The organism is Pseudomonas palleroniana (genome assembly GCF_022836895.1).
GTDB lineage: Bacteria > Pseudomonadota > Gammaproteobacteria > Pseudomonadales > Pseudomonadaceae > Aquipseudomonas > Aquipseudomonas palleroniana.
This window is the reverse complement of the sequence record NZ_CP092411.1, coordinates 2,993,179-3,009,318: the sequence shown is the minus strand read 5'-3', so window position 1 is coordinate 3,009,318 and position 16,140 is coordinate 2,993,179. Positions and strand designations below refer to the sequence as shown.

15 protein-coding genes are annotated in these 16,140 nt (G+C 61.4%); 13 read left to right on the top strand and 2 right to left on the bottom strand.

All coding sequences use genetic code 11. The features are described 5' to 3' along the window. Nucleotides 1–48 precede the first annotated feature (48 nt). The 13 genes from MJP36_RS13775 to nuoN all read left to right on the top strand — a co-directional run bounded on the left by MJP36_RS13775 (nt 49) and on the right by nuoN (nt 14,987). Nucleotides 49–462: an NADH-quinone oxidoreductase subunit A gene (locus MJP36_RS13775; protein WP_003219575.1), complete on the top strand. Its 414-nt coding sequence runs from the start codon at nt 49–51 to the stop codon at nt 460–462. Between the two features lie 10 nt (nt 463–472). Continuing rightward, nucleotides 473–1,147 (top strand): NuoB/complex I 20 kDa subunit family protein, encoded by a 675-nt coding sequence (locus tag MJP36_RS13770; RefSeq protein WP_060755665.1) that lies wholly within the window; start codon nt 473–475, stop codon nt 1,145–1,147. Nucleotides 1,148–1,219: 72 nt separating this feature from the next. Continuing rightward, entirely contained in the window at nt 1,220–3,004 is a 1,785-nt protein-coding gene (gene nuoC / locus MJP36_RS13765) for an NADH-quinone oxidoreductase subunit C/D (protein WP_060755666.1), read from the top strand. A 2-nt stretch (nt 3,005–3,006) separates the two neighbouring features. After that, nucleotides 3,007–3,504, top strand: a complete 498-nt coding sequence (gene nuoE / locus MJP36_RS13760) for an NADH-quinone oxidoreductase subunit NuoE (protein ID WP_003174721.1) — start codon at nt 3,007–3,009, stop codon at nt 3,502–3,504. Next, the gene (gene nuoF, locus MJP36_RS13755) at nt 3,501–4,856 is read left to right on the top strand and encodes an NADH-quinone oxidoreductase subunit NuoF (RefSeq protein ID WP_161549661.1); all 1,356 of its coding nucleotides are present in this window, start codon (nt 3,501–3,503) and stop codon (nt 4,854–4,856) included. Before nuoE ends, nuoF begins: the two co-directional genes overlap by 4 nt. A gap of 135 nt (nt 4,857–4,991) precedes the next feature. Continuing rightward, nucleotides 4,992–7,706 (top strand): NADH-quinone oxidoreductase subunit NuoG, encoded by a 2,715-nt coding sequence (gene nuoG, locus MJP36_RS13750; RefSeq protein ID WP_244385567.1) that lies wholly within the window; start codon nt 4,992–4,994, stop codon nt 7,704–7,706. Continuing rightward, entirely contained in the window at nt 7,703–8,710 is a 1,008-nt protein-coding gene (gene nuoH, locus MJP36_RS13745) for an NADH-quinone oxidoreductase subunit NuoH (protein WP_060755669.1), read from the top strand. Before nuoG ends, nuoH begins: the two co-directional genes overlap by 4 nt. Before the next feature lie 11 nt (nt 8,711–8,721). Continuing rightward, on the top strand, nt 8,722–9,270 hold the full coding sequence (gene nuoI, locus MJP36_RS13740) for an NADH-quinone oxidoreductase subunit NuoI (protein WP_003174725.1): 549 nt from the start codon (nt 8,722–8,724) through the stop codon (nt 9,268–9,270). Between the two features lie 9 nt (nt 9,271–9,279). Beyond that, nucleotides 9,280–9,783 (top strand): NADH-quinone oxidoreductase subunit J, encoded by a 504-nt coding sequence (gene nuoJ / locus MJP36_RS13735; RefSeq protein WP_060755670.1) that lies wholly within the window; start codon nt 9,280–9,282, stop codon nt 9,781–9,783. Between the two features lie 2 nt (nt 9,784–9,785). Further along, nucleotides 9,786–10,094: an NADH-quinone oxidoreductase subunit NuoK gene (gene nuoK / locus MJP36_RS13730; RefSeq protein ID WP_003174727.1), complete on the top strand. Its 309-nt coding sequence runs from the start codon at nt 9,786–9,788 to the stop codon at nt 10,092–10,094. Further along, complete coding sequence (gene nuoL, locus MJP36_RS13725; RefSeq protein ID WP_090370255.1) at nt 10,091–11,944, top strand: NADH-quinone oxidoreductase subunit L; 1,854 nt, start codon at nt 10,091–10,093, stop codon at nt 11,942–11,944. The genes nuoK and nuoL overlap by 4 nt, the downstream gene beginning before the upstream one ends. Nucleotides 11,945–11,983: 39 nt before the next feature. Then, the gene (gene nuoM, locus MJP36_RS13720) at nt 11,984–13,516 is read left to right on the top strand and encodes an NADH-quinone oxidoreductase subunit M (protein WP_016974046.1); all 1,533 of its coding nucleotides are present in this window, start codon (nt 11,984–11,986) and stop codon (nt 13,514–13,516) included. A gap of 7 nt (nt 13,517–13,523) precedes the next feature. Further along, on the top strand, nt 13,524–14,987 hold the full coding sequence (nuoN, locus tag MJP36_RS13715) for an NADH-quinone oxidoreductase subunit NuoN (protein WP_060755672.1): 1,464 nt from the start codon (nt 13,524–13,526) through the stop codon (nt 14,985–14,987). Between the two features lie 155 nt (nt 14,988–15,142). Here the strand turns inward: nuoN and MJP36_RS13710 are convergent, their stop codons facing one another. Both MJP36_RS13710 and MJP36_RS13705 read right to left on the bottom strand, forming a co-directional pair. Beyond that, a complete protein-coding gene (locus MJP36_RS13710) occupies nt 15,143–15,346 on the bottom strand; it encodes a hypothetical protein (RefSeq protein WP_145977760.1) in 204 nt (67 codons plus the stop codon). Between the two features lie 27 nt (nt 15,347–15,373). After that, complete coding sequence (locus MJP36_RS13705) at nt 15,374–16,126, bottom strand: outer membrane beta-barrel protein (RefSeq protein ID WP_060755674.1); 753 nt, start codon at nt 16,124–16,126, stop codon at nt 15,374–15,376. Nucleotides 16,127–16,140 lie beyond the last annotated feature (14 nt).

Below are 16,140 nucleotides of genomic sequence, written 5' to 3'. Positions count from 1 at the left end.
TACTTTTTCGAGCTCAGAGACCTTTGCTCTCTGTTAAGGATTTCCAGCATGACCGAAGCGACAGGACTCATGGCCCACAACTGGGGCTTTGCCATTTTCCTCCTCGGTGTAGTCGGCCTTTGCGCCTTCATGCTCGGTGTTTCCAGCCTCCTCGGGTCAAAAGCCTGGGGCCGCAGCAAGAATGAACCGTTCGAGTCCGGCATGCTGCCTACAGGTGGCGCCCGCTTGCGGCTCTCAGCCAAATTCTATCTGGTCGCGATGCTGTTCGTGATCTTCGATATCGAAGCCCTCTTTCTCTTTGCCTGGTCTGTGTCCGTCCGCGAAAGCGGCTGGACCGGATTCGTCGAAGCCCTCGTTTTCATAGCAATTCTGTTGGCAGGCCTTGTCTACCTATTCCGAGTGGGCGCCCTTGACTGGGCTCCGGAAGCTCGTCGTAAGCGGCAAGCGAAGCTGAAACAATGAGGCTTTGGCGATGCAATACAATCTCACCAGGATCGACCCGGATGCTCCTAACGAGCAGTACCCCATCGGCGAACGGGAAACCGTTTCCGACCCGTTAGAAGACCAAGTCCACAAAAACATCTACATGGGCAAGCTGGAAGACGTGCTGAGTGGCGCGGTCAACTGGGGGCGTAAGAACTCCCTGTGGCCGTACAACTTCGGTCTTTCGTGCTGCTACGTGGAAATGACCACCGCCTTCACGGCGCCCCACGACATCGCGCGCTTCGGCGCCGAAGTTATCCGGGCATCGCCGCGCCAGGCGGACTTCATGGTTATCGCCGGCACCTGCTTCATCAAGATGGCGCCGATCATCCAGCGTCTCTACGAGCAAATGCTCGAACCGAAATGGGTTATCTCCATGGGTTCGTGCGCCAACTCCGGTGGCATGTACGACATCTACTCCGTTGTCCAGGGGGTGGACAAGTTCCTGCCCGTGGACGTCTACGTGCCTGGCTGCCCGCCTCGCCCTGAAGCGTTCCTGCAAGGCTTGATGCTATTGCAGGAATCGATCGGCAAGGAGCGTCGCCCACTGTCCTGGGTCGTCGGTGAACAAGGCGTTTATCGCGCCGAGATGCCGTCTCAAAAGGAACAGCGCCGCGAACAGCGAATCGCAGTCACCAACCTGCGCAGCCCTGACGAAGTCTGATCCAGCACCGCTTCTTTTATAGAACGAAAACCTGGCTTCATTCTTTACGTTGACCGAAAGCGATAAAAAACCATGACTACAGGCAGTGCTCTGTATATCCCGCCTTACAAGGCAGACGACCAGGATGTGGTCGTCGAACTCAACAACCGTTTCGGCCCTGACGCCTTCACCGCCCAGGCCACGCGCACCGGCATGCCGGTGCTGTGGGTGGCGCGTGCCAAGCTCGTCGAAGTCCTGACCTTCCTGCGCAACCTGCCCAAGCCGTACGTCATGCTCTATGACCTGCATGGCGTGGACGAGCGTCTGCGCACCAAGCGCCAAGGGCTGCCGAGCGGCGCCGATTTCACCGTGTTCTACCACCTGATGTCGCTGGAACGTAACAGCGATGTGATGATCAAGGTCGCGCTGTCTGAAACTGACCTGAGCATCCCGACCGTAACCGGTATCTGGCCGAACGCCAGCTGGTACGAGCGTGAAGTCTGGGACATGTTCGGCATCGACTTCCCGGGCCACCCGCACCTGTCGCGCATCATGATGCCGCCGACCTGGGAAGGTCACCCGCTGCGCAAGGACTTCCCTGCCCGCGCGACCGAATTCGACCCGTTCAGCCTCAACCTGGCCAAGCAACAGCTTGAAGAAGAGGCTGCCCGCTTCCGTCCGGAAGACTGGGGCATGAAGCGTTCCGGCACCAACGAGGACTACATGTTCCTCAACCTGGGCCCGAACCACCCTTCGGCGCACGGTGCCTTCCGTATCATCCTGCAACTGGACGGCGAAGAAATCGTCGACTGCGTGCCGGACATCGGCTACCACCACCGCGGTGCCGAGAAGATGGCTGAACGCCAGTCGTGGCACAGTTTCATCCCGTACACCGACCGTATCGACTACCTCGGCGGCGTGATGAACAACCTGCCGTACGTGCTGTCGGTCGAGAAGCTGGCCGGCATCAAGGTGCCGGACCGTGTCGACACCATCCGCATCATGATGGCCGAGTTCTTCCGGATCACCAGCCACCTGCTGTTCCTGGGTACCTATATCCAGGACGTCGGTGCCATGACCCCGGTGTTCTTCACCTTTACCGACCGCCAGCGCGCCTACAAGGTCATCGAAGCCGTCACCGGTTTCCGCCTGCACCCGGCCTGGTATCGCATCGGCGGTGTTGCCCACGACCTGCCGAACGGCTGGGAGCGCCTGGTCAAGGAATTCGTCGAGTGGATGCCCAAGCGTCTGGACGAGTACCAAAAGGCTGCGCTGGACAACAGCATCCTCAAGGGCCGCACCATCGGCGTCGCCCAGTACAACACCAAAGAGGCCCTGGAATGGGGTGTCACCGGTGCGGGCCTGCGTTCCACCGGCTGCGATTTCGACCTGCGTAAAGCGCGCCCGTACTCCGGCTACGAGAACTTCGAATTCGAAGTACCGCTGGGGGCCAATGGCGATGCCTACGACCGTTGCATCGTGCGCGTCGAAGAAATGCGCCAGAGCCTGAAGATCATCGAGCAGTGCATGCGCAACATGCCGGCAGGCCCGTACAAGGCGGACCACCCGCTGACCACGCCGCCGCCGAAAGAACGCACGCTGCAGCACATCGAAACCCTGATCACGCACTTCCTGCAGGTTTCGTGGGGCCCGGTCATGCCGGCCAACGAATCCTTCCAGATGATCGAAGCGACCAAGGGTATCAACAGTTATTACCTGACGAGCGATGGCGGCACCATGAGCTACCGCACCCGGATCCGTACCCCGAGCTTCGCCCACTTGCAGCAGATCCCTTCGGTGATCAAAGGCGAGATGGTCGCGGACTTGATTGCGTACCTGGGTAGTATCGATTTCGTTATGGCCGACGTGGACCGCTAAGCATGAACAGCACGCTTATCCAGACAGACCGTTTCACCTTGAGTGAAACCGAGCGCTCGGCCATCGAGCACGAGCTGCATCACTACGAAGACCCGCGCGCGGCGTCGATCGAAGCCTTGAAGATCGTCCAGAAGGAACGTGGCTGGGTGCCGGACGGCGCGCTCTACGCCATCGGCGAGATCCTCGGCATCCCTGCCAGCGACGTTGAAGGCGTGGCCACGTTCTACAGCCAGATCTTCCGCCAGCCCGTGGGCCGCCACATCATTCGCGTGTGCGACAGCATGGTCTGCTACATCGGTGGCCACGAGTCCGTGGTCAGCGAGATCCAGAACAAGCTGGGCATCGGCCTCGGCCAGACCACCCCGGATGGCCGCTTCACGCTGCTGCCGGTGTGCTGCCTGGGCAACTGCGACAAGGCGCCGGCGTTGATGATCGACGACGACACATTCGGTGACGTGCAGCCCGCTGGCGTGACCCAATTGCTTGAGGGCTACCCATGACCCTTACATCTTTCGGCCCGGCCAACCTGATCAAGCGTTCGCCCGAGACCCACCCGCTGACCTGGCGCCTGCGTGACGATGCCGAGCCGGTATGGTTCGACGAGTACCAGGCCAAGAATGGCTACGCCGCTGCGCGCAAGGCCTTCGCCGACATGGCTCAGGACGATATCGTCCAGACCGTGAAGGACGCCGGCCTTAAAGGTCGCGGTGGTGCAGGCTTCCCCACGGGCGTGAAGTGGGGCCTGATGCCCAAGGACGAATCCATCAACATCCGCTACCTGCTGTGCAACGCGGATGAAATGGAGCCCAACACCTGGAAAGACCGCATGCTGATGGAGCAACTGCCCCATCTGCTGATCGAAGGCATGCTGATCAGCGCCCGCGCGCTGAAAACCTACCGTGGCTACATCTTCCTGCGTGGCGAGTACACCACCGCCGCCAAGCACCTCAACCGTGCCGTGGAAGAAGCCAAGGCCGCCGGCCTGCTGGGCAAGAACATCCTCGGTTCAGGCTTTGATTTCGAACTGTTCGTGCACACCGGCGCCGGGCGTTATATCTGCGGTGAAGAAACCGCACTGATCAACTCCCTCGAAGGCCGCCGCGCCAACCCGCGCTCCAAGCCACCCTTCCCTGCCGCCGTGGGCGTGTGGGGCAAGCCGACGTGCGTGAACAACGTCGAGACCCTGTGCAACGTGCCGGCGATCATCGCCGACGGCGTGGACTGGTACAAATCCCTGGCCCGCGAAGGCAGCGAAGACATGGGCACCAAGCTCATGGGCTTCTCCGGCAAGGTCAAGAACCCGGGCCTGTGGGAACTGCCCTTCGGCGTCACCGCCCGCGAGCTGTTCGAGGACTACGCCGGCGGCATGCGCGACGGCTACACCTTGAAAGCCTGGCAGCCAGGCGGCGCCGGCACCGGCTTCCTGCTGCCCGAGCACCTCGACGCACAAATGTATGCCGGCGGCATCGGCAAGGTGGGCACCCGTATGGGTACTGGCCTGGCGATGGCGGTGGACAACACCGTGAACATGGTCTCGCTGCTGCGCAACATGGAGCAGTTCTTTGCCCGTGAATCCTGTGGCTTCTGCACCCCATGCCGCGACGGCCTGCCGTGGAGCGTCAAGCTGCTGATGGCCCTGGAAAAAGGCGAAGGCCGCGAGGGTGACATCGAGACCCTGCTGGGTCTGGTCGGTTTCCTCGGCCCGGGCAAGACCTTCTGTGCTCACGCACCGGGCGCCGTGGAGCCATTGGGCAGCGCAATCAAATACTTCCGCTCGGAGTTCGAAGCCGGCATCGCGCCTGTCAGCGCCGCCGTCCCGTCTCTGGCGAAGCCGATCGTAGTCGGCGCGTAACGCTTAAAGAAGCGAGGGGTCCGTGCCCTTCGCTTTCTCATGTGCTGACGCCTTGATGGCTGTGTAGATGCACATGAATAACAAGATTCCATTAGCCACGCCCGCTGACAACGGGCCAACGAAGAACTTTGAACCATGGCCACTATCCACGTAGACGGCAAAGCGCTCGAAGTCGATGGGGCGGACAACCTGTTACAGGCCTGTCTGTCACTCGGTCTCGATATTCCGTATTTCTGCTGGCACCCCGCACTTGGTAGCGTCGGTGCCTGTCGCCAGTGTGCGGTCAAGCAGTACACCGACGAGAACGACACCCGTGGTCGTATCGTCATGTCGTGCATGACCCCAGCCACCGACAACACCTGGATCTCCATCGACGATGAAGAATCCAAGGCGTTCCGCGCCAGCGTCGTCGAATGGCTGATGACCAACCACCCCCACGACTGCCCGGTCTGTGAGGAAGGCGGTCACTGCCACCTGCAAGACATGACGGTGATGACCGGCCACAACGAGCGCCGTTATCGCTTCACCAAGCGTACCCACCAGAACCAGGACCTCGGCCCGTTCATTTCCCACGAAATGAACCGCTGCATCGCCTGCTACCGTTGCGTGCGCTTCTATAAGGACTACGCCGGCGGCACCGACCTGGGCGTATTCGGCGCCCACGACAACGTGTACTTCGGTCGCGTTGAAGACGGCGTGCTCGAAAGCGAGTTCTCCGGCAACCTCACCGAGGTCTGCCCGACCGGTGTGTTCACCGACAAGACCCACTCCGAGCGCTACAACCGTAAGTGGGACATGCAGTTCGCCCCGAGCATCTGCCATGGCTGCTCCAGCGGTTGCAACATCTCCCCGGGCGAGCGCTACGGTGAACTGCGTCGTATCGAAAACCGCTTCAACGGTTCGGTCAACCAGTACTTCCTGTGCGACCGTGGCCGTTTCGGCTACGGCTACGTCAACCGCGAAGACCGTCCGCGCCAGCCACTGTTGGCCGGCGGCACCAAGCTGAGCCTGGACGAGGCGCTGGATAAAGCCGCCGACCTGCTGCGCGGTCGCAACATCGTCGGGATCGGTTCGCCCCGCGCCAGCCTCGAGAGCAACTACGCGTTGCGCGAACTGGTCGGCGCCGAGCATTTCTATTCCGGTATCGAAGCCGCTGAGCTGGAGCGCATCCGCCTGGTCCTGCAGGTGCTGAACGACAGCCCGCTGCCGGTGCCGAACATGCGCGACATCGAAGATCACGACGCGATCTTCGTGCTCGGTGAAGACCTGACCCAGACCGCCGCGCGTATCGCCCTGTCCCTGCGCCAGTCGGTCAAAGGCAAGGCCGAAGCCATGGCCGACGCCATGCGCGTGCAGCCTTGGCTCGACGCCGCAGTGAAGAACATCGGCCAGCACGCGCTGAACCCGCTGTTTATCGCAAGCCTGGCTGAAACCAAGCTCGACGACATCGCCGAAGAATGCGTCCATGCTGCGCCGGACGACCTGGCCCGCCTCGGTTTCGCCGTGGCCCACGCCCTCGACGCCAGCGCGCCTGCCGTCGAAGGCCTGGACACTGAGGCCGCTGCACTGGCCCAGCGTATCGCCGACGCCCTGCTGGCGGCCAAGCGCCCATTGATCATTGCCGGCACCTCGCTGGGCTCCAAGGCGCTGATCGAAGCCGCTGCCAACATCGCCAAGGCGTTGAAGCTGCGCGACAAGAACGGTTCCATCAGCCTGGTCGTGCCGGAAGCCAACAGCCTTGGCCTGGCCATGCTCGGTGGCGAGTCCGTGGACGCTGCCCTGCAGGCAGTCATCGACGGCAGCGCCGATGCCATCGTGGTGCTGGAGAACGACCTGTACACCCGCACCGATGCGGCCAAGGTTGACGCTGCGCTGAACGCCGCCAAGGTGTTGATCGTTGCCGACCACCAGAAAACCGCTACCAGCGAACGCGCCGACCTGGTGCTGCCAGCCGCCACCTTCGCTGAAGGCGACGGCACCCTGGTCAGCCAGGAAGGCCGTGCCCAGCGCTTCTTCCAGGTGTTCGATCCAAAGTACATGGACGCCAGCATCCTGGTTCACGAAGGCTGGCGCTGGCTGCATGCCCTGCGCGCCACCCTGCTGAACCAGCCGATCGACTGGACCCAGCTTGACCACGTCACCGCCGCTACCGCCGCAAGCACCCCGCAACTGGCGCGTATCGTCGATGCCGCGCCGTCCGCCGCGTTCCGCATCAAGGGCTTGAAACTGGCCCGCGAACCGCTGCGTTACTCCGGTCGTACCGCCATGCGCGCCAACATCAGCGTGCACGAACCACGTACCCCGCAAGACCCGGATACCGCGTTCAACTTCTCCATGGAAGGTTACTCGGGTTCGGCCGAGCCGCGTCAGCAAGTGCCGTTTGCCTGGTCTCCAGGCTGGAACTCGCCGCAGGCCTGGAACAAGTTCCAGGATGAAGTCGGTGGTCATATCCGCGCTGGCGACCCGGGCACCCGCCTGATCGAAAGCAGCGGTGATTCGCTGAACTGGTTCGCTGCCGTACCGCGTCCGTTCAACCCGGCCCAGGGCACCTGGCAGGTCGTACCGTTCTTCCACCTGTTCGGCAGCGAAGAGAACTCTTCCAAGGCCGCGCCGGTTCAGGAACGTATCCCGGCCGCCTACGTGTCGGTCGCCAAGTCAGAAGCCGATCGCCTGGGCGTCAACGACGGTGCCCTGCTCAGCCTGAACGTGGCCGGCCAGACCCTGCGTCTGCCGCTGCGCATCAACGATGAGTTGGGTGCCGGCCTGGTTGCACTGCCTAAAGGCCTCGCCGGTATTCCGCCGGCGATCTTTGGCAAAACCGTTGACGGTCTGCAGGAGGCAGCGCAATGACCTGGTTCACCCCTGAAGTGATCGACGTGATCATTGCGGTCCTCAAGGCTGTCGTGATCCTGTTGGCCGTGGTCGTCGCGGGCGCCCTGCTCAGCTTCGTCGAGCGTCGCCTGCTGGGCTGGTGGCAGGACCGTTACGGTCCGAACCGCGTTGGCCCGTTCGGCATGTTCCAGATCGCCGCCGACATGCTGAAAATGTTCTTCAAGGAAGACTGGACCCCACCGTTTGCCGACAAGGTGATCTTCACCCTGGCACCGGTCGTGGCCATGAGCGCCTTGCTGATCGCCTTCGCGATCATCCCGATCACCCCGACCTGGGGCGTGGCGGACCTGAACATCGGCTTGCTGTTCTTCTTCGCCATGGCCGGCCTGTCGGTCTATGCGGTGCTGTTCGCCGGTTGGTCGAGCAACAACAAGTTCGCCCTGCTAGGCAGCTTGCGGGCTTCGGCCCAGACCGTGTCCTACGAAGTGTTCATGGGCCTGGCGCTGATGGGCATCGTGGTGCAGGTCGGCTCGTTCAACATGCGCGACATCGTCGAGTACCAGGCACAGAACCTGTGGTTCATCATTCCGCAGTTCTTCGGCTTCTGCACCTTCTTCATCGCCGGCGTCGCCGTGACTCACCGTCACCCGTTCGACCAGCCTGAAGCGGAGCAGGAACTGGCCGACGGTTACCACATTGAATACGCCGGCATGAAATGGGGCATGTTCTTCGTTGGCGAGTACATCGGCATCATCTTGATCTCGGCCCTGCTGGTCACGCTGTTCTTCGGCGGCTGGCACGGTCCGTTCGGCATCCTGCCGCAGTTGGCGTTCTTCTGGTTCTTCCTGAAGACCGCGTTCTTCATCATGTTGTTCATCCTGCTGCGCGCTTCCATTCCGCGCCCACGCTATGACCAGGTGATGGATTTCAGCTGGCGCTTCTGCCTGCCGCTGACCCTGATCAATTTGCTGGTGACGGCTGCCGTTGTGTTGTTGAACACGCCAGCCGGCGCGGTTCAGTGAGGATTTGACCCATGTTCAAATATATTGGCGACATCGTTAAGGGTACCGGTACCCAGTTGCGAAGCCTGGTGATGGTGTTCGGTCACGGCTTCCGCAAACGCGACACCCTGCAATACCCGGAAGAAGCGGTGTACCTGCCGCCGCGCTATCGCGGCCGCATCGTGCTGACCCGCGACCCCGATGGCGAAGAGCGTTGCGTAGCCTGCAACCTGTGCGCCGTGGCGTGCCCGGTGGGTTGCATCTCCCTGCAGAAAGCTGAAACCGAAGACGGTCGCTGGTACCCGGACTTCTTCCGCATCAACTTCTCGCGCTGCATTTTCTGCGGCCTCTGCGAGGAAGCTTGCCCGACCACCGCGATCCAGCTGACACCGGATTTCGAGATGGCCGAGTTCAAACGTCAGGACCTGGTGTACGAGAAAGAAGATCTTTTGATCTCTGGTCCCGGTAAAAACCCTGATTACAACTTCTATCGTGTTGCAGGTATGGCCGTTGCCGGTAAGCCAAAAGGCGCCGCACAAAACGAAGCCGAGCCGATCAACGTGAAGAGCTTGCTGCCTTAAGGAAGAAAGATGGAATTCGCTTTCTATTTCGCATCGGGTATCGCGGTTGTGTCCACGCTTCGCGTGATCACCAACACCAACCCCGTGCACGCCCTGCTCTACCTGATCATTTCGCTGATCGCCGTGGCCATGACCTTCTTCAGCCTCGGCGCACCGTTCGCCGGTGTCCTGGAAGTGATCGCCTACGCCGGCGCCATCATGGTGCTGTTCGTGTTTGTGGTGATGATGCTCAACCTGGGGCCGGCTTCGGTCGCCCAGGAGCGCGTCTGGCTCAAACCCGGCATCTGGCTCGGCCCTGTTGTCCTCGCCGCCCTGCTGCTAGGTGAACTGCTGTATGTGCTGTTCGCTCACCAGAGCGGCCAGGCCATCGGCCACACCACCGTGGATGCGAAAGCCGTGGGCGTCAGCCTGTTCGGCCCGTACCTGCTGGTGGTCGAACTGGCGTCGATGCTGCTGCTCGCCGCAGCCGTCACCGCCTTCCACTTGGGCCGCAACGAAGCCAAGGAGCAATGACGATGCCTGCTATCCCTTTGGAGCATGGTCTGGCGGTTGCCGGCATCCTGTTCTGCCTTGGCCTGGTCGGCCTGATGGTCCGCCGTAACATTCTGTTCGTGTTGATGAGCCTGGAAATCATGATGAACGCCGCAGCACTGGCCTTCATCGTCGCGGGTGCACGTTGGGGCCAGCCGGATGGACAAGTCATGTTCATCCTGGTGATCAGCCTGGCAGCCGCCGAGGCCAGTATCGGCCTGGCGATCCTGCTGCAACTGTATCGTCGCTTCCACACGCTTGATATCGACGCTGCCAGTGAGATGCGCGGATGAACATGATCTTTCTGACTTTCGTATTTCCCCTGATCGGTTTCCTGCTGCTGTCGTTCTCCCGTGGACGCTGGTCGGAAAACCTCTCGGCCCTGGTGGGCGTGGGCTCGATTGGCCTGTCGGCCATCGTTGCCGCCTACGTCATCTGGCAATTCAACGTGGCCCCGCCGGAAGGCGGCCACTACACCCTGGTGCTGTGGCAGTGGATGTCGGTGGAGGGTTTCAAGCCCAACTTCGCCCTCTACATCGACGGCCTGTCGATCACCATGCTCGGCGTGGTGGTGGGCGTGGGTTTCCTGATCCACCTGTTCGCGTCCTGGTACATGCGCGGTGAAGCCGGTTACTCGCGCTTCTTCTCGTACACCAACCTGTTTATCGCCAGCATGCTGTTCCTGGTACTGGGCGATAACCTGTTGTTCCTGTACTTCGGCTGGGAAGGCGTGGGCCTGTGCTCGTACCTGCTGATCGGTTTCTACTACAGCAACCGCAACAACGGTAACGCGGCACTCAAGGCCTTTATCGTCACCCGTATCGGCGACGTGTTCATGGCGATCGGCCTGTTCATCCTGTTCCAACAGGTGGGCACGCTGAACATCCAGGAACTGCTGGTACTGGCACCGCAGAAATTCCAGGTCGGCGACTTCTGGATCACCCTGGCGACCCTGATGCTGCTGGGCGGGGCCGTGGGTAAATCCGCGCAACTGCCGCTGCAAACCTGGCTGGCGGATGCGATGGCCGGTCCTACCCCGGTTTCGGCACTGATCCACGCCGCAACCATGGTAACCGCCGGTGTCTACCTGATTGCGCGTACCCATGGCCTGTTCACCCTGGCGCCGGAAATCCTGCACCTGGTCGGCCTGGTCGGCGGCGTGACCCTGGTACTGGCCGGCTTCGCCGCGCTGGTACAGACCGACATCAAGCGCATCCTCGCCTACTCGACCATGAGCCAGATCGGCTACATGTTCCTGGCCCTGGGCGTCGGTGCCTGGGACGCGGCGATCTTCCACCTGATGACCCACGCCTTCTTCAAGGCCCTGCTGTTCCTCGCTTCCGGTGCGGTGATCGTTGCCTGCCACCACGAGCAGAACATCTTCAAGATGGGTGGCCTGTGGAAAAAACTGCCGTTGGCCTACGCCAGCTTCATCGTCGGTGGTGCCGCCCTGGCTGCCCTGCCGTTGGTGACCGCCGGTTTCTACTCGAAAGACGAGATCCTCTGGGAAGCCTTTGCCAGCGGTAACCAGAACCTGCTGTACGCAGGCCTGGTGGGTGCGTTCATGACCTCGCTGTACACCTTCCGCCTGATCTTCATCACCTTCCACGGTGAAGCCAAGACCGAAGCACACGCAGGCCACGGCATCTCGCACTGGCTGCCATTGTCGGTACTGATCGTGCTGTCGACTTTCGTCGGTGCAATGATCACGCCGCCACTGCACGGCGTATTGCCACAAAGCGTCGGCCATGCCGGCGGCGAAGCCCAGCACAGCCTGGAAATCGTCTCGGGCGCCATCGCCATTGCCGGTATCCTGCTGGCGGCCCTGCTGTTCCTCGGCAAGCGTCGCTTCGTGACCGCCGTTGCCAACAGTGGCATTGGCCGCTTCCTTTCGGCCTGGTGGTTCGCTGCCTGGGGCTTCGATTGGATCTACGACAAACTGTTCGTCAAGCCATACCTGGCCATCAGTCATGTACTGCGTAAAGACCCGCTCGACCAGACCATCGGTTTGATCCCGCGTGCCGCCAAGGCCGGTCACACCGCCCTGAGCCGCAGCGAGACTGGCCAACTGCGCTGGTATGCAGCTTCCATGGCGGCCGGTGCCGTGCTAGTGATCGGCGCCATCGTAGTGGTAGCGGTCTGATATGAACTTTGCGAACTTGCGAAAGGAAACGAGCCCGTCATGATTCTGCCCTGGCTAATCCTGATCCCCTTTATCGGCGGCCTGCTCTGCTGGATGGGTGAACGCTTCGGCGCCACCCTCCCCCGCTGGATTGCGTTGCTGACCATGTCCCTGGAACTCGCACTCGGCCTCTGGCTGTGGGCCCATGGTGACTATTCATTCGCTCCGGCACCGGGTGTCGATCCAACCTTCGCGCTTGAATTCAAGCACGTGTGGATCCAGCGCTTCGGCATCAACGTGCACCTGGCCCTCGACGGCCTGTCGCTGTTGATGATCCTGCTGACCGGCCTGCTGGGTATCCTCTCGGTACTCTGCTCCTGGAAAGAAATCCAGCGTCACGTGGGCTTCTTCCACCTGAACCTGATGTGGATCCTGGGCGGCGTCGTCGGCGTGTTCCTCGCCCTCGACCTGTTCATGTTCTTCTTCTTCTGGGAAATGATGCTGGTGCCGATGTACTTCCTCATCGCGCTCTGGGGTCACAGTTCTTCGGACGGCAAGAAAACCCGGATCTACGCGGCGACCAAGTTCTTCATCTTCACCCAGGCTTCCGGCCTGATCATGTTGGTGGCGATCCTGGGCCTGGTACTGGTCAACTTCAACAACACCGGCGTGATTACCTTCAACTACGCCGACCTGTTGAAAACCAAGATGTCCCTGACCACCGAGTACATCCTGATGCTGGGCTTCTTCATCGCATTCGCGGTGAAGCTGCCGGTGGTGCCGTTCCACTCCTGGCTGCCTGACGCTCACGCCCAGGCGCCAACAGCAGGTTCGGTCGACCTGGCCGGTATCCTGTTGAAGACCGCGGCGTATGGTCTGCTGCGTTTCGCCCTGCCGCTGTTCCCGAATGCCTCGGCCGAGTTCGCGCCGATCGCCATGACCCTGGGTCTGATCGGGATCTTCTACGGCGCGTTCCTGGCCTTCGCGCAAACCGACATCAAGCGTCTGATCGCGTTCTCGTCCGTTTCGCATATGGGTTTCGTACTGATCGGCATCTACTCCGGCAGCCAGCTGGCGTTGCAAGGCGCAGTGATCCAGATGCTGGCCCACGGTGTCTCGGCCGCTGCCCTCTTTATCCTGAGTGGCCAGTTGTACGAACGCCTGCACACCCGTGACATGCGTGAGATGGGTGGCGTGTGGTCGCGCATCGCCTACCTGCCGGCGATCAGCCTGTTCTTTGCCGCAGCGTCCCTGGGCCTGCCGGGCACCGGTAACTTCATCGGCGAATTCCTGATCCTGATGGGCTCGTTCGTACAGACACCGTGGATCAGCGCCATCGCTACATCCGGCCTGGTATTCGGCTCGGTCTACTCGCTGATCATGATCCACCGCGCCTACTTCGGCCCGGCCAAGTCCGACACCGTCCTGCAAGGGATGGATGCTCGCGAACTGATCATGGTGCTCGGCCTTGCGGTACTGCTGATCTACATCGGCGTGTACCCGCAACCGTTCCTGGACACTTCTGCCGCAACGATGCATGGCGTGCAGCAGTGGTTCGGCACCGCCTTCTCTCAACTCGCTTCGGCCCGGTAAGAGCGCTATGGAATTCACGATCCAACACTTTATCGCGCTTGCGCCGCTGCTGATCACCAGCCTCACCATCGTGGTGGTGATGCTGGCGATCGCCTGGCGCCGCAATCACTCGCAAACGTTCCTGCTGTCCTGTGCCGGCCTGAACCTGGCCTTGCTGTCGATCATTCCGGCCCTCAAGGTCGCGCCACTGGCGGTGACCCCGCTGATGATGGTCGATGACTTCGCGCTGCTGTACATCGCGTTGATCCTCGTAGCCACCCTGGCGTGCGTCACCCTCGCCCATGCCTACATGGGCGAAGGCGGCACCGGCTACCCGGGCAACAAGGAAGAGCTGTACCTGCTGATCCTGCTGGCTGCTGCCGGTGGTATCGTGCTGGTCAGCGCACAGCACCTGGCCGGCTTGTTCATCGGCCTGGAACTGCTGTCGATCCCGACCTACGGCCTGGTGGCCTACGCCTTCTTCAACAAGCGCTCCCTGGAAGCCGGCATCAAGTACATGGTGCTGTCGGCCGCCGGTTCCGCGTTCCTGTTGTTCGGTATGGCCCTGCTCTACGCCGAAGCCGGCAACCTGAGCTTCACCGGCATCGGCCACGCCCTGGCCACCACCAGCATGCCTGCGCCGATTGCCCAACTGGGCCTGGCGATGATGCTGATCGGCCTGGCGTTCAAGCTGTCGCTGGTGCCCTTCCACCTGTGGACCCCGGACGTGTACGAAGGCGCCCCGGCGCCGGTGGCTGCGTTCCTGGCCACGGCGTCGAAGGTGGCCGTATTCGCGGTGATGGTGCGTCTGTTCCAGATCTCGCCTGCCGCCAACACCGGCGTGCTGAGCACCGTGCTGACCGTGATCGCCATCGCGTCGATCCTGTTCGGTAACCTGCTGGCCCTGACCCAGAACAACCTCAAGCGTCTGCTGGGTTACTCGTCCATCGCGCACTTCGGCTACCTGCTGATCGCCCTGGTGGCGAGCAAAGGCCTGGCCGTGGAAGCCATGGGTGTGTATCTGGTCACCTACGTGATCACCAGCCTCGGCGCGTTCGGCGTGATCACCCTGATGTCCTCGCCGTTCAAAGGCCGTGACGCTGATGCCCTGTACGAATACCGCGGCCTGTTCTGGCGCCGTCCGTACCTGACCGCCGTACTGACCGTGATGATGCTGTCCCTGGCGGGTATCCCGCTGACGGCCGGTTTCATCGGCAAGTTCTACATCGTGGCGACCGGTGTCGAGGCGCACGAGTGGTGGCTGGTGGCATCCCTGGTGCTGGGTAGCGCGATTGGCGTGTTCTACTACCTGCGCGTGATGGTCACCCTGTACCTGATCGAGCCAAACCTGCGTCGTGTGGATGCCGAGCTGCACTGGGAACAGAAAGCCGGTGGCGTAATGCTGCTGGCCATCGCCCTGCTCGCGTTCTTCCTGGGCGTGTACCCACAACCGTTGCTCACCCTGGTGCAGCACGCGGTGTTGGGCGTTTGATCGCTTAGGCACATGCAGTCAACAGAACGGCGCCTTCGGGCGCCGTTTTGCATTCTTGCCATTGATTACATTTCCTGTGGCGAGGGAGCTTGCTCCCGTTGGGGCGCGAAGCGACCCCAGCACAGACACCGCGTTACCCCAGAGAAATCTCAGTGTCAGGTTTCAGGGCCGCTACGCAGCCCAACGGGAGCAAGCTCCCTCGCCACGACAAACGCGCTCGCCAGAAATGCCAGCTCGCAGCGCTGGGTTGAACCCATACCTTTAACGTCTCCACCCTCCCCCATCACCACAAAACGCTCCACACAGATAAACGGCGCAAAAAAAACGCCCCGAATCACTTCGGGGCGTTTTTCATTCACGTCGACGTGTCTGGCTCAATCGCAGCCTTAAAACGCGATACCCACCTTGAAACCGTACTCATCACGCTTGAGCTTGGTGTTGTCGGCGGTAAAGGAGTCTTCGTCGAGCTTGTATTCGGTGCGGGTGTAGTACAAGCCCGCCATCACCGGCAGATTGCCATTTTGGTTCATCAGCAGGCTGACTTCGGCGTAGGGGTTGGTGCGATCCTTGAGGTCCACAGTGTCACTGCCCACGCCATCCACTTTGAGTTTGGCGCGGCCGTCGATGGTCTGACGGGCACCGGCTTCAACGCGCAGGGTCATATCATCGAACTGGTGGTTGTAGCCCAGTGCCAGCTTGGCGAATGGCGATTTGTTGGTGAGCTTGACGTCATAGCCGTTGGTGTCGGGCTCATAGCGGGTCCAGGTGTAGCCACCGCCCACAATCACGTCGACGAAGTTGCGCGCATCCAGCGCGGCGCGCCAGCCGAGGTCCAGGTCAGCCTGACCTTCCTTGAGCTTGTCGTCGCTTTTTTCGCCGTACTTGGCTTCGATACCGGCTTGATAGATGAAACCGGATTCGGCAGTCAGCTTGTTGCCGAAGTTGTAGAACAGCCCGGCTTCAGGCATGTGGCTCTTGTCGCTTGCGCTGCCGCCTTCGAATTTGAAATCGTTATAGCTACCCAGGATACCGAAGGTGGAAATAGGGCCGGTAGGCGGTGCCGCGAACACCACGGCAGGTGCAGCGACCAGCGCCAGCAGGGAGGAACCCTTGAAGATTTTTCCGAATAGCTTGGACATCGTTTTACATCTCC

Excerpts from the sequence above, each read along its gene's own strand:
- MJP36_RS13775 (WP_003219575.1), top strand. The coding sequence starts at position 49 with ATGACCGAAGCGACAGGACTCATGGCCCACAACTGGGGCTTTGCCATT.
- MJP36_RS13770 (WP_060755665.1), top strand. The coding sequence starts at position 473 with ATGCAATACAATCTCACCAGGATCGACCCGGATGCTCCTAACGAGCAG.
- nuoC (WP_060755666.1), top strand. The coding sequence starts at position 1,220 with ATGACTACAGGCAGTGCTCTGTATATCCCGCCTTACAAGGCAGACGAC.
- nuoE (WP_003174721.1), top strand. The coding sequence starts at position 3,007 with ATGAACAGCACGCTTATCCAGACAGACCGTTTCACCTTGAGTGAAACC.
- nuoF (WP_161549661.1), top strand. The coding sequence starts at position 3,501 with ATGACCCTTACATCTTTCGGCCCGGCCAACCTGATCAAGCGTTCGCCC.
- nuoG (WP_244385567.1), top strand. The coding sequence starts at position 4,992 with ATGGCCACTATCCACGTAGACGGCAAAGCGCTCGAAGTCGATGGGGCG.
- nuoH (WP_060755669.1), top strand. The coding sequence starts at position 7,703 with ATGACCTGGTTCACCCCTGAAGTGATCGACGTGATCATTGCGGTCCTC.
- nuoI (WP_003174725.1), top strand. The coding sequence starts at position 8,722 with ATGTTCAAATATATTGGCGACATCGTTAAGGGTACCGGTACCCAGTTG.
- nuoJ (WP_060755670.1), top strand. The coding sequence starts at position 9,280 with ATGGAATTCGCTTTCTATTTCGCATCGGGTATCGCGGTTGTGTCCACG.
- nuoK (WP_003174727.1), top strand. The coding sequence starts at position 9,786 with ATGCCTGCTATCCCTTTGGAGCATGGTCTGGCGGTTGCCGGCATCCTG.
- nuoL (WP_090370255.1), top strand. The coding sequence starts at position 10,091 with ATGAACATGATCTTTCTGACTTTCGTATTTCCCCTGATCGGTTTCCTG.
- nuoM (WP_016974046.1), top strand. The coding sequence starts at position 11,984 with ATGATTCTGCCCTGGCTAATCCTGATCCCCTTTATCGGCGGCCTGCTC.
- nuoN (WP_060755672.1), top strand. The coding sequence starts at position 13,524 with ATGGAATTCACGATCCAACACTTTATCGCGCTTGCGCCGCTGCTGATC.
- MJP36_RS13705 (WP_060755674.1), bottom strand. The coding sequence starts at position 16,126 with ATGTCCAAGCTATTCGGAAAAATCTTCAAGGGTTCCTCCCTGCTGGCG.